This window comes from Sorangiineae bacterium MSr11367, from assembly GCA_037157805.1.
Lineage (GTDB): Bacteria > Myxococcota_A > Polyangia > Polyangiales > Polyangiaceae > Pendulispora > Pendulispora rubella.
In genome coordinates this window covers 6,888,590-6,904,918 of record CP089983.1, presented here as the reverse complement: position 1 = coordinate 6,904,918, position 16,329 = coordinate 6,888,590, and the positions used below count along the sequence as shown (strand labels likewise).

General features: G+C 62.9%; 12 protein-coding genes and 1 pseudogene. 12 read left to right on the top strand and 1 reads right to left on the bottom strand.

All coding sequences use genetic code 11. The features are described from left to right. Window positions 1-7 precede the first annotated feature (7 nt). The 11 genes and pseudogenes from LVJ94_26530 to LVJ94_26480 all read left to right on the top strand — a co-directional run bounded on the left by LVJ94_26530 (window position 8) and on the right by LVJ94_26480 (window position 14,307). Window positions 8-979 carry a substrate-binding domain-containing protein gene (locus LVJ94_26530; protein ID WXB00467.1) on the top strand — a complete coding sequence of 324 codons (972 nt, stop codon included), beginning with the start codon at window positions 8-10 and terminating at the stop codon, window positions 977-979. 17 nt (window positions 980-996) lie between these two features. Beyond that, window positions 997-2,835, top strand: coding sequence for a discoidin domain-containing protein (locus LVJ94_26525; GenBank protein WXB00466.1), 1,839 nt, complete (start codon window positions 997-999; stop codon window positions 2,833-2,835). A gap of 223 nt (window positions 2,836-3,058) precedes the next feature. Further along, window positions 3,059-4,042 (top strand): chitinase, encoded by a 984-nt coding sequence (locus LVJ94_26520; GenBank protein WXB00465.1) that lies wholly within the window; start codon window positions 3,059-3,061, stop codon window positions 4,040-4,042. Beyond that, window positions 4,039-4,929, top strand: a pseudogene (locus tag LVJ94_26515) (glycoside hydrolase family 16 protein). The gene LVJ94_26520 and the pseudogene LVJ94_26515 overlap by 4 nt, the downstream one beginning before the upstream one ends. Before the next feature lie 225 nt (window positions 4,930-5,154). Continuing rightward, complete coding sequence (locus tag LVJ94_26510; GenBank protein WXB00464.1) at window positions 5,155-7,008, top strand: alkaline phosphatase family protein; 1,854 nt, start codon at window positions 5,155-5,157, stop codon at window positions 7,006-7,008. A gap of 108 nt (window positions 7,009-7,116) precedes the next feature. Further along, the gene (locus LVJ94_26505; GenBank protein ID WXB00463.1) at window positions 7,117-7,809 is read left to right on the top strand and encodes a lasso peptide biosynthesis B2 protein; all 693 of its coding nucleotides are present in this window, start codon (window positions 7,117-7,119) and stop codon (window positions 7,807-7,809) included. Further along, a complete protein-coding gene (locus LVJ94_26500; protein WXB00462.1) occupies window positions 7,806-9,530 on the top strand; it encodes an asparagine synthase-related protein in 1,725 nt (574 codons plus the stop codon). The genes LVJ94_26505 and LVJ94_26500 overlap by 4 nt, the downstream gene beginning before the upstream one ends. Before the next feature lie 54 nt (window positions 9,531-9,584). Next, on the top strand, window positions 9,585-9,752 hold the full coding sequence (locus LVJ94_26495; protein ID WXB00461.1) for a hypothetical protein: 168 nt from the start codon (window positions 9,585-9,587) through the stop codon (window positions 9,750-9,752). A gap of 97 nt (window positions 9,753-9,849) precedes the next feature. After that, on the top strand, window positions 9,850-12,270 hold the full coding sequence (locus LVJ94_26490; GenBank protein WXB00460.1) for a DUF3772 domain-containing protein: 2,421 nt from the start codon (window positions 9,850-9,852) through the stop codon (window positions 12,268-12,270). 42 nt (window positions 12,271-12,312) lie between these two features. Further along, on the top strand, window positions 12,313-12,555 hold the full coding sequence (locus tag LVJ94_26485) for an aldo/keto reductase (protein ID WXB00459.1): 243 nt from the start codon (window positions 12,313-12,315) through the stop codon (window positions 12,553-12,555). A gap of 456 nt (window positions 12,556-13,011) precedes the next feature. Continuing rightward, a complete protein-coding gene (locus tag LVJ94_26480; protein ID WXB00458.1) occupies window positions 13,012-14,307 on the top strand; it encodes a hypothetical protein in 1,296 nt (431 codons plus the stop codon). A gap of 235 nt (window positions 14,308-14,542) precedes the next feature. Here LVJ94_26480 and LVJ94_26475 read toward each other — a convergent pair whose 3' ends face one another. After that, entirely contained in the window at window positions 14,543-15,589 is a 1,047-nt protein-coding gene (locus LVJ94_26475) for an alpha/beta fold hydrolase (GenBank protein WXB00457.1), read from the bottom strand. A 138-nt stretch (window positions 15,590-15,727) separates the two neighbouring features. Between LVJ94_26475 and LVJ94_26470 the strand changes: the two genes are divergently transcribed. Beyond that, a complete protein-coding gene (locus LVJ94_26470) occupies window positions 15,728-16,321 on the top strand; it encodes a CGNR zinc finger domain-containing protein (GenBank protein WXB00456.1) in 594 nt (197 codons plus the stop codon). Window positions 16,322-16,329: the final 8 nt, after the last annotated feature.

Below are 16,329 nucleotides of genomic sequence, written 5' to 3'. Positions count from 1 at the left end.
GACAGCAATGAAGAGCCATCGACTGGGGGCTTTGCTTTTGACCGGGGTTCTCGCCGCGGGCACGGCCTGCAAATCCGAAAAAGCGGAAAAGGCGAATGCTGGAAAGTCGTACACCATCGGCGTCGCGAATTTCATGTTGAGCGGGCCCTATTTCAGCGGCATGGACGCGGCCATCGCGGCGCAGGCCAAAGCCAAGACGGCGGGCGACGTCACCGTGCGCGTCATCAGCACGGACGCGAACGGCGATGCGGCAAAGCTTGCGGCCGACGTGGAAGATCTGCTCAGCAAGAGCGTCGATGCCGTCATCATCTCCGGCGGACCCCTGGAATCGGCCCCCGCCGCGCTCAACGCGATCAAGGCGGCGGCCAAGCCCGTGGTGCTCGTCGACCGAAAATTCGGCAGCGGCGACTATACGAGCTGGATTGGACCGGACAATGAAGCCATTGGCCGACAAGACGGCGAGTTCTTGACGAAGCATTTGTCCGGCACGGGCAAGGTGGCCATCATCAAGGGCGGCCCCGCGGACAACAGCATCGGCCTGGCGCGGACCAATGGGCTGAAGGCATCGCTCGCCAAGGCTCCCGGCATCACCGTCGTGGACGCACCTGGCTTTGGCGGCTGGGGCTCCGACGGCGGGCTTACCATCATGGAGAGCCTCTTGGCGACGCAGCCTGATCTCGCCGCCGTCTTTTGCGAGAACGACGCCATGTGCCTCGGTGCGCAACGGGCCATCGATGCGGCGGGCAAATCCAAGCAGATTGTCGTTGCGGGGGTCGACGGACAACGCGAGGCCCTCCAGGCCATCATGGCGGGGGGCAGCTACGCCGTGACGGGTTTGAACAGCCCCAAGGCCATCGGCGGCATGGCCCTCGACCGGGCGATGCAGATTCTCGGCGGGGCAAAGGTGGAAAAGGACACCGTCGTTCCGTCTCCCCAGATCACCAAGGACAACGCGGCCCAGTACCTCGACCCGAAGTAACGGAAGGGAGAGCTCCAATGTTTATGCGACACGCGCCCGCGCTCGCGGCGACGACCCTTTTGGCCATGGGCGGATGCACGGAGGATACGGCGCCCCCGGAGCCGGGGGCAGCCCCGTCCGGCACGAGCTCCGCGAAGCTGAGCGCCGCAGCCCCACCCGGTTGGAGGCTTCTGTACCTCGAGAACTTCACCACGCCACTCGACAGCAACGCCGCGCCGTGGGTGCGCGACACGTATGCAACCGGCTTCGACACCATCAGCGACGACCCGGGCCTGTGGTATCACAATGATTACGGATCGGCGTGGGACACGGCGCTGGCCTCGTTCCATACGTACCGCAAGGATATCCGCCTTGGACAGAATGGATGGCTCACCGCGTCCCTATCCGCACGCGACTTCGACAAGGACGGCGTCATCGAGTCGCCGCCTTCCATCACGACGCAGGCCTTGGGCAGCGAGAAGGTCGCGGTGCTTCGGGTCCCGGAGAGCACGGGCGGGGCCATCTTTCGCCCCACGAACCGGCTGCCCGATCAGTACCGCATCGAGTACAAGCTCAAGACCCTCGACTTTGGCGGCAAGCGCAATGGAACCATCGACTACGATGGTCGCACCAATGGATACAGCACAGCGGGCTGCAAGACGCAGCACCCGTGGGGCGAAGGCCAGAATACGCCGGGCTGGAGCGGTGACGCCTCGGCACCGTATTGTGAATGGCAGAGCGTGCGCAACGGGCCCTACGGCTACAATGGTTTTCACTTTCTCACCATCGTGGATTTTGCCAATCCGGCGCCGCGCAACAACCATTTCTGGCACTACCACCGCAAGGTGCTGATGGACTCCTTCTCGCAGCATCCCGACCGCATCGGCACGGGGACCGGCGGACGGATTTGCGATGCCTCCACGAATACGTATTACAATTACCGCGACAGCAACTTCAATACCGTCAACATGTGGATCAGCGGCATGCCCAACTGGACGCCGGGCCCCGGAGGGGTTCCTGGCAATTCCCAGTGGTTCATGACGACCTGCTCCGGCGGCGTCGCGGAAAACCAGCTCTCGACCGCAGGGGAGCTCCAGCCCGAGCTGATGCCCAATCAATTCTACTCCTTTGCCATCGAACGCAGCGCGACGGCGTACACGCTCGAGGTCACCGGCAATTTCGCCCGCTCGGGGTATCGTACGTTGCGGTTTACGCGACCCTTCGTCGTCAGCAACGTGCCGATTTGGCATTACAACACCACGGCCAGCGAATACGACGGCCGGTTCAACGGCACCTTGGTCCAGAACGACGACCACGGATCGGCGCAGTGGCCCGACCAGTGGCCGGCCGGGTCGGCCTACCCGGACTATTTCGTCATCGGCGACTTGTACACCAACGTGTACGAAGGCAGCGCGAGCCTGACCGACATCGCACTTTACGTTCCGCAGACGACGCAGAACCTCGCGCTCGGCAAACCCGCGACGGCGTCCAGTCAATGCGCGGCCGCGGAAGCGGCGGGGAAGGCCGTGAACGGCAGCTGGACCGGCGGAAACTCGGACAAATGGTGCGCACTCGACGCCGAGAAATGGCTGCAGGTCGACTTGGGGAGCGCGCAGCAAGTCGGCAAGTTCGTGGTGCGCCACTCCGGCGCCGGTGGCGAAAAAGTGGCGTGGAATACGCGGGATTTCGATCTTCAGGTCAGCAACGACAGTATGCAATGGACCACGGTCGCCCAGGCCCGCGCCAACACGGCCGACGTCACCACCCACACCTTTGCTCCGGTGACGGCACGGTACATCCGGCTGGACGTCATCACCCCCACGAACGATAGCGATACGGCTGCTCGAATCTACGAGCTGGAAGCCTACGCCAACTGACCTCGGGCCCAGCGCGGAGCGCGGTGTCGTTCGAACGGCGCAATTGGAGCTAAAGTAGGGCGAGTGACGTGGCCGTATTCGGGATGATCGGTGCGATCATGATCCCGTTGACCATCTCCCTCGCGACCGCGCGATTTCACGATTTCGTGATTGGAATGCCTTCTGCAGTGAAGCGCGAAGACGCTTCGACGTGGCACACCATCACCGTCGCTGGAGGTTCATCGTGCGAAAGACATTGCCGTTCGTGGCCATGGCCGCATTCCTATTCGCGGCTGGGCATCCCATCCCCGGCCATGCGGCTACCGCTTCGTCCGTTGCGCCCTATGTGGATATGGGCGAGTGGCCCACGCCGTCGCTGTCCGCCATGGCCAGCAAATCGGGGGTGAAGAGTTTTACCCTCGGATTCGTCACGGCCGCGGGTTGCAAGGCAAGCTGGTTCAATGCCTACGATCCCCGTGCGGGGTGGCAGAAGGAGGAAATTGCCAAGATTCGAGCGGCGGGCGGAGACGTCAAAGTCTCGTTCGGCGGGGCCAGCGGCATCGAGCTTGCGCAAAATTGCATGACGGTCGACTCCTTGGCCAACGAGTACGACGCTGTGGTCAAGGCCTACGCCTTGAAGTACATCGATTTGGACATCGAAGGCGCGGCCGTGGCCGATCCCGCGTCCATCACGCGCCGATCGCAAGCGTTGGCCATCGTGGCCGGTCGCAACTCGGGCTTGAAGATCTCGCTGACCTTGCCGGTGATGCCCAATGGATTGGACGCCAATGGGCTGAACGTGGTGAAGGCGGCGAAGGCCGCGAACGTCCCGCTCGACATGGTCAACATCATGGCGATGGACTACTACGAAGGTCCCGGCGACCAGGGCGCCAAGGCGGTATCGGCGGCCAAGGCGACCATGGCTCAATTGAAATCGCTCTATGGGCTATCCGACGCTGCAGCCTGGAAGAAGGTCGGCGTCACGCCCATGTTGGGGGTGAACGACTCGGGCAACGAGATTTTCCTGCAGAAGGACGCACGCACCCTGGTGAATTTCGCGGCCTCCGTGCACTTGGGCATGCTCTCGTATTGGGAGCAGGGACGCGACGCCAACGCATGCCACGGCGACCTCGCGGTGTGCACGAACGTCACCCAGCAGCCCTACGAGTTTGCCAAAATCTTCGCCGGGTTCAACGGACTCGCCGCCTCGATCGGTCCGGTCGAATGATTGCCCATGTTCGGAGGGCAGCGTTCCTCGCATGGGCGACGGCCGCGTACGGGTGTTCGGCGTCCGCGGAAGACGTCGACGCACCGCCGCCGGCCTCGGAAGCCTCCGCGGCGAGCGAGCATCCGCTTGCGGCCAGCTGGAATCTGGTCTGGTCGGACGAATTCGACGGCAATCAATTGAACACGGCCAACTGGAGTGTGCTCACCAGCAATTACGATCCGGTGACCAACAATTGCAATTTTGGAACCGGAGAACTCGAATACCCGCGCCCACAGAACGTGGCCGTACGAAATGGAAAGCTCGTCCTATCGGCCCAACGTACGGGCGACCGTCCCAACGATTCGCGGTGCGCCAGTTATGGCCCGCGATCGTTTTACTCGGGGCGAATCCATACCAAAGGCAAAGTCGAAAAGACCTATGGGAAAATCGTGGCCAGCATCAAGGTGCCGTCGGGGTACGGCATGTGGCCAGCCTTTTGGACCTTGGGGGCGAACATCTCGTCATCCAATCCGTGGCCGAAATGCGGCGAAATCGACATCCTGGAATGGCATTCCAACGACCCGAGTTGGATGAAGTCCGCGCTGCACTGGTATGAGAATGGACAAGCCGATTGGGGAACGGGGGCCAACCGTGGGTCCAGCGTCGCCGACGCTTTCCATACCTACGAGGTCGAGTGGTCGAAGGACCGGATCATGTTCCGGCTCGACGGCAATGTGGTGGCGAACAACTCGTTTGCCAACAACAAACCGGCCTTTCAGAAGAGTCACTACATCATCTTGAATCTGGCCCTCGGCGGAAACTGGTACGGCAATCCCGCGCCATCCGCCGTCGATCTGCCGTCCGGCGTGACCAAGACCATGGAAGTGGACTGGGTACGCTGGTACCAACTGCAGTAGATCGAAATCTGCGCGGTCGAAAATTCGTATCAGCTGATCCGAAGTTGGAGCCGTTTGCGTCAAGGTTCCACTCGGACTCGGCCATTCGAAGCGGCGTGCCATCGGGCGGGTTTCGCCGTCCGACTTGTTGGACGGTTTCCGAAACGTTTACGAACCGACACCCGTTCGACTTGCCTGCAGTTCAGCATCGCGCGCCACGATTGCGGAGGCCATTCGATGTTTCGATCGAGATTGTTCCAAGGACTCGTACTGATTTTGCCGGGCCTGGTCCCGGTTGCCGCCCACGCGCAGAGGGGGGCGGCATCGGCGGCTGCGGTGCCACGCACGGCCAACGCCGCGGCGGCGCTCGTGACGACGCCGAACAGCATGCTCTGCGCCGGGCAAACGGCGTACGCGCAAGGACAAACGGTTCTCGTTTCCTACGCCACCGCGCGCGCAGCCGCCAAGAATTGGATCGGTATTTATAGCGAGGGGCAGACCCCTGGCAACGTCGGGTCGCTGGTTTGGTCCTACACGCCGAAGGCCGCGGGCTCTGTCGCATTGTCCACGAGCGCGTTGTCGCCGGGACGCTACGTGGCCTATTACATGTACGACAACGGCTATACGCAACTCGCCAATCCGGTGCGCTTCGACGTCACCGCGAGCCCTGCGGCGGGGAGCCCGAACCTCATCGTGAACGGCGGCGGCGAGTGTGGGAACGCGTCGGTCAGCGGATACGACGGCGCGACCATCCCGGGTTGGCAGATCACCGGACTCCCTAGCGTCGTTGGCTACGACGCGGGCCAGGGATTTCCGTCCCCGAGCACCGCGGGCCCCGACCTTCGGGGCAGTCAGTTCTTCTCCGGTGGGCCCGTTGGCAATTCCACCCTTCAACAAGGGATCGACGTTTCGACGGCTGCGGCGGCGATCGATGGCGGCAACGTCGACTACGAGCTCTCCGGTTGGTTGGGAGGCTATTCGAGCGAAACGTCTTGGACCATCGTAACGACCACGTTTCTCAATGCCAGGGGCGCCCAACTCGGCACGGGCAAAGTTGGGCCGGTCAGCGCCGCGGATCGCCAGAATACCACGGGGCTCTTGGAGCGCGCTTCGCGCGGAAGGGTGCCTGCTGGAACGCGGAGCATCTCCGTGACCATGGAATTCGTCGGTGAATCCGCGAGGAATCTTCGCAATCAATACAACGACTCCTATGCGGACAATCTTTCGCTGACGCTTTCGACGCCGGTCCCCGCACCCGCGGTGCCTGCGCCGGTCGCATCGGCGGTTCCTTCGTTCGACCATGTCTTTTTCGTCATCCTGGAGAACGTGCGTTACGACGCGATCATCGGCAGTTCGTCGCGCGCGCCGTATTTGCGTGACCTCGCGAACGCCAACGTGGCCCTCTCGCAGTCCTACGGTCTGATCCATCCGAGCGATCCGAACTACATGGCCGTGGCCGGGGGATCCACCTTCGGGCACCAGGACAATCCCATGCCCGGAGGCATCGGCACCATCGGCGCGCCGCACCTCGGCGATCTCGTCGAGGGCGTTGGAAAATCGTGGCGCGGTTACATCGAGGATATGGGGACGCCGTGCAACCTCACGAAGAATGGGCACTACGATCCGGACAACCTTCCGTTTCTGTTCTTTCAGAACATCGGCGGGCCGGATCGCACGCGATGCAAAGAACGGATTCAGCCCATCACGCAGCTGTGGGAAGACCTCAAGTCCGCCGCGACGACTCCGAATTTCGTGTGGTTCGAGCCCAATAGCTGCAACACCATGCACGATTGCGCGATCGCCACGGGGGATGCCTGGTTCAAGAGCAACCTCCCGAAGATCCTCACCTCGCCGGCGTGGACGAGCCAGCGCTCTCTGTTGGTCATCACCTTCGACGAAGACGACAACTTTGCAGGGCAGTCGATCCCGACCATCGTGCTCGCGTCGCCCGGAATCACGAAAACGGGGTACAAGTCCCAAGTTCGTTACACCCATTACAGCGTATTGCGCACCATCGAGAGCGCACTCGCGCTGGGGAACATGACGCAGAACGACCAGTTTGCCACTCCGCTCAACGACATCTGGCGCTAAATCGCGGAGAAGAAGGACCGTTCCGACAGGCGGCGCCAAATGCGGCCGCGCCGCGCGCCAGTACGAATGGCTGAATACGCGCCCAGGGATGTGGCAACGTAGGTTGCAATGTTTTCGCCTTCGGGACCACGCGTCTGGGCGCGACGCCAAACGGTCTCCACGCTCGCCGGCCCGCACGACGCCCCGTGGCGCGACCGGACCATCGTGCTCGATATGCGGCGAGGCCGTTATCGCCGCTTCTCGGGCATGGGGTCGCGCATTTGGGAACTCCTGGAGCATCCGGCCCGTCTGAACGACATCGTCGAGCGGCTGGAAGACGAATATGATGCACCGCGTGCACGCATCGGTGCCGATGTGCAGGCTTTCCTGGTCGACCTCGAACGCATCGGGCTCGTGGAAACGCGCGCGATCGTCGCCGCTCCGCCCGCGCCGGCGGAGTGCATCCTTGCCCTGGCCGCCGCCCGCACCCTCGTGAAGGTGGCAGGGCTCCATCGCGCGTTGGCCGTCCTTCGAGCGCATTCGCGCGGCCGCCCGTCGCTGGTGAACCGCGATGTCGTGGAGCAGGCGGTGCGTGCGATGCGCGTTGCCGGTGCGCTGTATCCCGGACGCGCCGAGTGCCTCGAGCGTTCGATGGCGCTCTGCTTCGTTCTGCGCCGCAGAGGCCTGCATGCTCGGCTGCATTTCGGAGTCGACCCTTTCTATTTCGACGGGCACGCATGGGTCGCACACGATGGCCAGCTGCTCGATGAAACACGCGAGACGCTGACCACCTATGTGCCATTGACCGATATCGAGCTATGAAGTTCGTATGCGCCTACCGCCCCAGCGGCGGTCCCGTGACGGAGGCCGATTTGGCACCCTTCGCTCGCGCGCTCGGGCATGATCCGCCCGCGGTCTATGCCGGTCCCTTTGCCGCAGCGGGGGCGTGCATCGCCGAGCACGGCGCGCGCATCGCCGTCGGCAATGCGTATATGGGGTACGGCCGCCGTTTGCCCGCCATTTTGAACGAGCTTGGCGACGAGCGCGTCGAGCGATGGATCGGCGACTTCGGCGTCGTGGTCTTCGACCGCGCGTCGCGCCAGATCTTGGCGATGCGCGACCCATTCGGCGTGCAATCGCTGTTTACGGCCCATGCCCGCGATCTCGTCGTGTTCTCCTCGCACCTGGCCCTGCTCGAGCGACACGTGAGCAAGGCGTACTCGGGAGAATACGTCATCGATTTTCTCGTCGAGGGAGGCACGCGATCCGCAGGCACCATTCTTCGAGACGTGCGCACCATCCCGGCGGGAAGCGTGCTCGCGCAAGTCGGCCCATCTCGGCAGATACGGCCATTTTGGTCGGCCTTGGACTTTGCCGCGCGGGATGAAGACGGGTCATCCGAAGCGAACGATATTTCGCGATTTCGAGAGCTCTTTCGCGAGGCGGTGCGTTTCAACCTGGGCGGTGCGGGGGAAACCTGGTCGCAATTGTCGGGCGGCCTCGATTCATCCTCCATCGTGTGCACGTCCACGGAGCTCGCACGCGAGGGCACGCCGGCCGCGGAGCTGGCGGGCACCGTCACCATCTACGACGATCTCTGCGACGCCGACGAGCGCGTCTTCGTGGACACGGTGACGGCACACACGGGGGTGGATAATGTCAAATTGGTCGGGTACCACGCATGGCACGGCGGCGAGGCTCCGCACGCCGACGTGCCCTCGGTGCCCAACGCCCACCACGCGATGCGTGCTGGGATGGAGGGCGCGGTCCTGTCGGCGAAAGGACGCGTGCTTCTCAGTGGCACGGGATCCGATCACTACTTGGACGGCCGCCCGTTCTTCATTGCCGATGCGCTGGTCCGTCGCGGGATCTCCGCAGGCGCACGGGCCGCGTTCGAGTTTGCCGTCGAGGAAAAGGGATCGGTGTGGACGGTGCTCGGTCGATGCGGGGCACTCCCACTTTTTCCGGCGGCGGTTCAATCTCGTTTCGAAAGGTCGGGCGAAGGGTTCCCTCGATTCTTGCGCAAGGACTTCTTGCGTGCCACCTCGGCGCGAGAGCGATTTCGCGATGCACGTGCCGCGCTCGGAGGCGTGGGGAGAAAGTTCGATCATTCCGTACTCCGGCAGCTCGCAGGCCTGCCCAGTCCGATCGAAGCCGAGCGATTCGACCACGTCGAGATGCGCTATCCATTTCTCTACCGTCCTCTCGTCGAGCATGCGCTGCGGACGCCGGCGCGGTCTCGGCTGCGCCCCTCGAGCCGCAAATGGATCCTGCGCGAGGCGATGCGCGGCACGCTTCCCGAGTCGGTGCGTACCCGTCGGGACAAGGGCGGGAATACCGCGCGGACGCTGTGGGCCATGTCCAACGAACGGACGCGATGGGACGCCTGGTTGCGCGATCCCTTCGTCGCGCAGCTCGGATGGATCGAGCCGGCGGTTCTCCGCGCGGAGATTGACGAACTCGTGGCGGGGCGAAGCAAAGAGCTGATGCCGGTCCTGCACGCGCTCTCCCTCGAAGAGTGGCTCCGCGCACGCGAAAACTAAGGGCTTTCCTTGTCTTGGCTTGATGACAAATGGCAACTTTCCAATAGGTGACGCATGGAACGCATCGAAACTCGTGAGCCTGTCGCGCTCCCCAAAGTCAAAAAGACCTACGAGTCCCCCCGCGTGGAGGACTTGGGCAATGCCGTCGAAAAAACCAAGGGCGTCATCGGCAACGTCGCCGACATGGTGGGAACCTTCCGGACCCGCGGCCACGGCTGGTAAACGCGTCGTGTGATACGGCGTCCGGCGCTCCAGCGTGCGCCGGACGCCGTATTTGGTGTAACCAGGTCAGACGAGACCGTCGCCACCTGGTGCACCCATGTCAAAGCCCCTACTTCGCATCGTCCTGTCGGCCGTTTGCTTTTGGCTCTCGGCCATCGCCACCGCGCCCGTTGCATTGGCCGCGCCGCCAGCAGCGGTCTCGACATCGGCCTCGGCCGGCAGCAACGGCCCGCCCGTCCCCACGCTCAAGGAGTTGCAGGCGCAGGAGGACCGGCTCAAGCAGCAAGTTTCGACGGCTACGGGGCGCAAGCAGCTCGACGACCTCGTCGACGATATCCAGGGTCTCGGGGCCAATGTCGACAAACTGAACGAGAAGCTCGCCCCGGAGCGCGCTCAAGTTCAAGACCAGCTCGATGTACTGGGACCGCCTCCGAGGGCAGGGGAGGAGCCGGAGGCGCAAGCCATCGCCGACCAGCGCGCGAGCCTCATCGCCCAAGGAGCACGGCTCGACGACGAACTCAAACAAGCGGCCGGCACCAAGGAGGGCCTGGCCAACCTGACCCAGCAGATCGCGAAAATGCGGCGCACCCTGATGAGAAATCAGCTCGTGCTGCAGTCGGGGAGCATCCTCGGGCCGACCTTCTGGGCGCCGCTCTTCAAGCTCGAACCGGCCGACGAGCTGCGTCTGCACGGATTCAGCGACGAGGTTGCGGCGCAATGGCAATCGGTCTGGCGGAAGGGGCAGCGCGGACTCACCTCGTTCCTGTTGCTCGCCGCGCTCGCCCTGTGGCTGCTCGGCGGCCGTCTGCTCGAACGCGGCCTCGCGTGGGTCTGCCTCCACCGCATTCCCGAAGGACGATTGCGCCGCAGCTTGCTCGCATTCGCCACGGCTTTTGCCTCGGTGCTCGCCACCGCGCTGGCCATGCAGCTCGCCTATTTCGCGGTGGCCCGCGCCCAGCCGTTCACCCCCATCCTCGAGGAATTCGCCGACGAACTCGTCAAAGTCGCCATCACGTGCGCGATGATCGCGGGGCTCGGTCGGGCGCTGTTGTGCACGGAGCGTCCCAGCTGGCGATTGTCGGCGATGGCCGATCCGGTTGCACGCGCGCTGAAGCCGTTTCCGCGCATTCTCGCAGGGCTCCTGATGGTATCGGGGGCGCTGGAGCAATTGAACAGGGCCGTCGACACGAGCGTGCCCGTCACCGTGTTCGGACGCGGGTTGGTCGCCCTCGTCGTGGTGCTGACCATCGGCGCGTCGCTGCTGCGCGCGAATCGGGTGCGCGGCGCGCTCGCCGCCGCGGGCGAGGCGCCGGAAGCGCGGTCGACGCTGACCGGGCTCGTTCATGCCGGCGTCACGCTGACGGTGACGATCGCCTTCGCCGCGCTGCTGATCGGCTACATCGCGATTGCGCGATTCCTGACGTACGAGCTCGTTTGGTTCGATATCGTGCTGTGCACGTATTACCTATTGACGAAGCTCTCGCAGGATATCTTCGAGAGCCTCTTCTCCGCCCAGAATTCGAGCGGCAAGACCATCAAGCACCTGTTCGGTCTCGACGATTCGCACCTCGCGCAAGCCTCGACGGTGCTCTCCGGTGTCAGCACCAGCTTGCTGCTGCTCCTCGCCGTCCTCGCGCTGCTCCAAGGCGGGGTCGGGGCGACCCCCGCGATTCTCGTCAACAGCATCGTGAGCGCGTTCGGCAACGATCAGCTGAACAAGATGAATATCGCGCCCTCGCACATCGTGAACGCGATCATCGCCCTCTCGGTGGGGATCTACCTGCTCCGCGCGGTGCGCAAATGGTTCGACGACGACCTGCTGCCCAAAACCGGCATGGACCTCGGCCTGCGCGCGTCGCTGGTCACGCTTTTCAGCAACATCGGCTACGTCGTGATCGTGCTGGTGACCTTGGCGATCCTCGGCGTCAAATGGGACAACCTCACCTGGATCGTCAGCGCACTTTCGGTCGGAATCGGCTTCGGCTTGCAGGAGATCGTCAAGAATTTCGTCTCGGGGATCATCCTGCTCACCGAGCGCCCCGTGAAAGTGGGTGACATGGTGAGCATCAGCGGCGTCGAGGGGGATATCCGGCGCATCAACGTGCGTGCCACCGAGATCCAATTGGGCGACCGGTCCATCGTGATCGTGCCGAATTCGCAGCTCATTTCGCAGAATCTCCGCAACGTGACGATGGGCAATCGGTCGCAGGGCGTCGCTACCTTGATGCTCACCTTCCCACTCGACAGCGATCCCGAGCAGCTGCGCGATCTGCTGCTCGACGCCTACCGCCAGCATCCCGCGATCCTGGAGGCCCCGGCCCCGTCGGTCACGTTCAGTCAGCTCACGCACGACGGTATCACGTTGAGCGTAACGGGCTACGTCGCGAGCCCCCGCATCACCGCCAACACGAAGAGCGATCTGCTGTTCGAGATCCTGAAGCGGCTGCGGGCGGCGAACATTTCGCTCTCGAATCCGCAAATGCTGATGGTGCAAAACCAGCCGCCCGCCCAATCGTAGTCCTTCGGCCGTCGATTTGCCTTTGCATCCCTAGGCCACGGCATGGAGCCGCGCATATCCGACGATCTGGTGTTGAAAGCCATTGCGCAGCGCATGGACGAGACGCCTGCTCACGTTGCACTTGCCTGGGCCGTGCAACGCGGCACGGCCTTCCTCACGACCTCGACGAATCCCGATCACATTCGGGAAAATTTCGAAATTTCGCCACTCCCCGCGGAAGCGTTGCAGGAGATCCGGAATGGCATGCCCGGCTTCATTCCGCAGGTGCCGCCTCCGCCCAGATGAATTCAGGGTTCTCGGGTGTTCAGCGTTGGCGATCTTTGGATTGATGATTCGTAGATAGCCTAGTTGGAATTTATGCGTTCGTAGCCGGACATTCGGCCGTCCACCCCTGGCATGGCCGAGTGTCATCCGGCTCGGTGATGACACGCGCCCATTGGGTGGCCAATTTTCGCCGCCCGGAGCGAACAACCAACTTACTTAGAGACTGTCTGTAAATCGGCGCTCGGTCCATCCGCGTCGCGTTGACACCTCTTGGGACGATATTAGATCGTTACACTAGGTGAGCCATTCACCCGTGCGGCGATCAAATGGCCCCGATGGTGGTCGGCCGCTTGCGATGGAAGACGTTGCATTCGCACCAGCTCGCGCGACCGCGGAGCAAAGGGCACCGCACGTTGCCCACTCGATGCCTGCGAAATCCGGTTTGAGCGTATCAGGTTGCAACAAAAGGAGACGTTTATGCGAAAGTGGATGGTATTGAGCATCGGCACCGTGCTCTTTGCGACGGCGGGTGCCGTCTACGGTGCTCCCGAAGACGATTCGGCCGCGTCGCTTGCCAGTAATTCTACGACGCTTCCCAACAATTACCCGTTCTCGAACGAGTCGGGCAGAGCCTCGTCCTTCAGTACGCAGGGCGATATCGAGAAGACCGGAGCCTTCTTCGAGAAGCTCGGAAACAACGACCGCACCTGCGAGACGTGCCACACTCCGAGCGACGGGTGGGGGCTTTCGACGCGCACGATACGGGACGCCTTCCGAAGAACCGGCGGCGTCGATCCGCTGTTCGAGTTCGATGGTCACAATTGCCCGGAGGACGATCTGTCCACCGTGGATGCGCGCAGGGCAGCATCGAGCTTGATGCTCTCCAAGGCGCTGTTGCGATTCGCCAAAGCCCTCCCGGAGACCCGCGAGTACGACATCATCGCCGCCGATGGGCTGAAATGCACCACGAGCGACTTGAACCAGCTCTTTTACGTCTACCGCAAGACGCTGGCCGCCACGAACTTCCAGAACGTTTCCAGCGTCTTGTGGGACGGCAGGGGTGGAAACGGGCAAACCGGCTTGCGGCAGGTGGCAAACGGCGCGGTCTTTCAGCACTCGGAGCGGGTGGGTGGGGACATCCGCGAAGACCAGAAAGATCACATCGTCAATCTCGGAAATTCGTTGTCGAGTGCGCAGTCGTGGGACGTTTCGGCCAAGAGTTTGAGCGCCCAGGGAGCGCTCGGCGGGGCGGTGAACCTCTCGACGCTTCCCACGTCCGGCCCTCCGGGTTTCACGATTTACAACGCGTGGAGCAGCCTTTACGGGGAGGATGCCACCACGCAGGCGCGAAGATCCATTGCCCGTGGTCAAGCCATCTTCAACACCCGGACGTTTGCGGGCGGGCAGACGTGCACCACCTGCCACAACTCGCAGAACTTCGGCAACAATCTAAACGGCGCGTTCTTTGCGACAGGCGTTGCCTCGAAGGAAAACCGTGCGCGCGAGCTGCCGCTGTACACCGTGGCGAATCGCAGCACGGGGGCCATCGTCAAGGTGACGGACCTCGGACGCGGCATCGAAAGCGGCAAGTGGGAGGACATCGGGAAATTCAAGCCGCCGATGCTACGAAGCTTGGCCTCGCGCCCACCGTACTTCCACGACGGTTCCGCAGCGACGCTCTCGGATGTCGTGAGCTTCTACAATCGACGCTTCAGCATCGGTCTTTCCTATCAAGATGGGCAAGACCTCGCGAACTTCCTCAAAGCCTTGTAGGAACCCATCCCGCAGGCCGTTAGGAATTCGAACCGCCAAGACGCCGAGAACGCCAAGATTTGGGATTCGTGAAGGAGGCGATCCTTCACCCAACCCATCTATCTTGGCGGCCTTGGCGTCTTGGCGGTCAAAATCTCTGCTCTCGGCTTGAGTCGGCCTGCGTGAAAAAATGATAAACAACAAAGGGATGGCGGAGTGATATCCGCCATCCCTTCGCGTTGTCGACTCCTTCGAGTTACTGGCGCGGAATCTTCCGGTCCAGAAAATCGCCCATCAAGCCGGCAATCTCGTCGCCCTTGTCCTCCAGGGCAAAGTGGCCGCTGTCGAGCAGGTGCAGCTCCGCGTCGGGTAGATCGCGCAGGTAGGGGTGCGCACCTTCCGGCGGGAAGATGACGTCGTTGCGTCCCCAGACGATCAGCGTGGGCGGGTGACGCTCGCGGAAAAAGTTCTGGAACTTCGGGTAGAGCGCGACGTTGGTCGCATAATCCTTGAACAAATCGAGCTGAATTTCCACATTGCCGGGGCGGTCGAGCAACGTCTGGTCGTGCAGCCACGCTTCGGGATCCACGCGCGACGGGTCTTTGCAACCATCGAGGTATTGCGATTTGGTCGCGGCAAGCGTCGTTCCCGCACGCAACGCGTCGCGATGCTTCTGCGAGCCGTCAGCCCAGTAGGCTTTGATGGGGGCCCAGAACTCGCGCAGACCCTCCTCGTAGGCATTGCCGTTCTGCACCACCAGCGCGCTCACCCGCTCGGGGTGGCGGAGCGCCAGCCGGTAGCCGACGGGGGCGCCGTAGTCTTGCACGTAAAGCGCATAGCGCTTGGCCCCGAGCTGATCGAGCAGCCCATCGACCAGTTCGGCAAACTTCCCGAAGCCATATTGAAACTGCTTGCGGTCCGGCATCGCGCTGTTACCGAAACCGGGGTAGTCCGGCGCAATCACGTGGTAGCGGTCGGCCAGCACGGGAATCAGATTGCGGAACATGTGCGACGACGTCGGAAACCCGTGCAACAGCACGACGGCAGGAGCGTCCTTGCTACCGCTTTCGCGATAGAAAATATCGACGCCATCGACCTTGGCCGTGCGGTGATGGGTAACGGGCAATCCGGCGTGTCGCTTCTCCGCGGGGGCCGGCGCGGGCTTGGCCGCGACTTGAGCTCCCGACGATTCGGCGTCGCCAGCCGGATTCGCAATTTTGGTGTTGTCCTTGCTGCACGCGGAAAGCGCGCTGAGCATGCCGAGCGCAGCGACCGCGGTCACTGAAGAAAGCCTGCGTTTCATGATCGACCCTCCGAGCCGGTGAAGCCACCGGCCACTCTTGTGTAACCAGTGATCTGCATGGATTGACGTTACGGTGGGCCATGTAACTTGTCAATATCAACTTCTAAAGTTACGATGTAACATCAGCTGGACCCCACCATGCTCCTCTTTCTCGGCAGCCACCCCGCATTGGATTTTCTCAACACGCGATACGGCCCACATGGGCAGGTGGTCGAGTGCATCGGCGACGGCCGTTCCTTGGTCGATTGGCTCGTTGGCGCAGGCTTGGTGGACGCCGCGGGCGCGACCAAGATGAAGCGCCGCTTGGGGCAGGAGGCGCTGGATACGGCCTCCGAGGAGGCGAGGCGCGTTCGCGAATGGGCGCGCGGCTGGATCGCACGTTGGGCGGAAGCGCCGACGGCCGACTACGGTCGCGAATTGGTCGTGCTCAATGGTCTGCTCGGGCGGGCAACGTCGCGGCGCGAGGTCGTGCTCTCCGAGGGGCGTCTTCAGCTCACGGAGAGCCATCGCATCGAATCCGCGGAGGAATTGCTCGCCATGGTGGCCCTGCAGATCGCGTTGCTGATCACGAACGAGGAGCCCGCGCTCATCAAAGAATGCGCCAGTTCGGCCTGTACGCTCTCATTTCTGGACCGCACGAAGTCGCATCGACGACTGTTCTGTAGTGCAACCGTCTGTGGAAATCGCGCGAAGGTGGCGGCGTTTCGAGAACGGCAGCGCAAGAACGACTGACGCCGTGT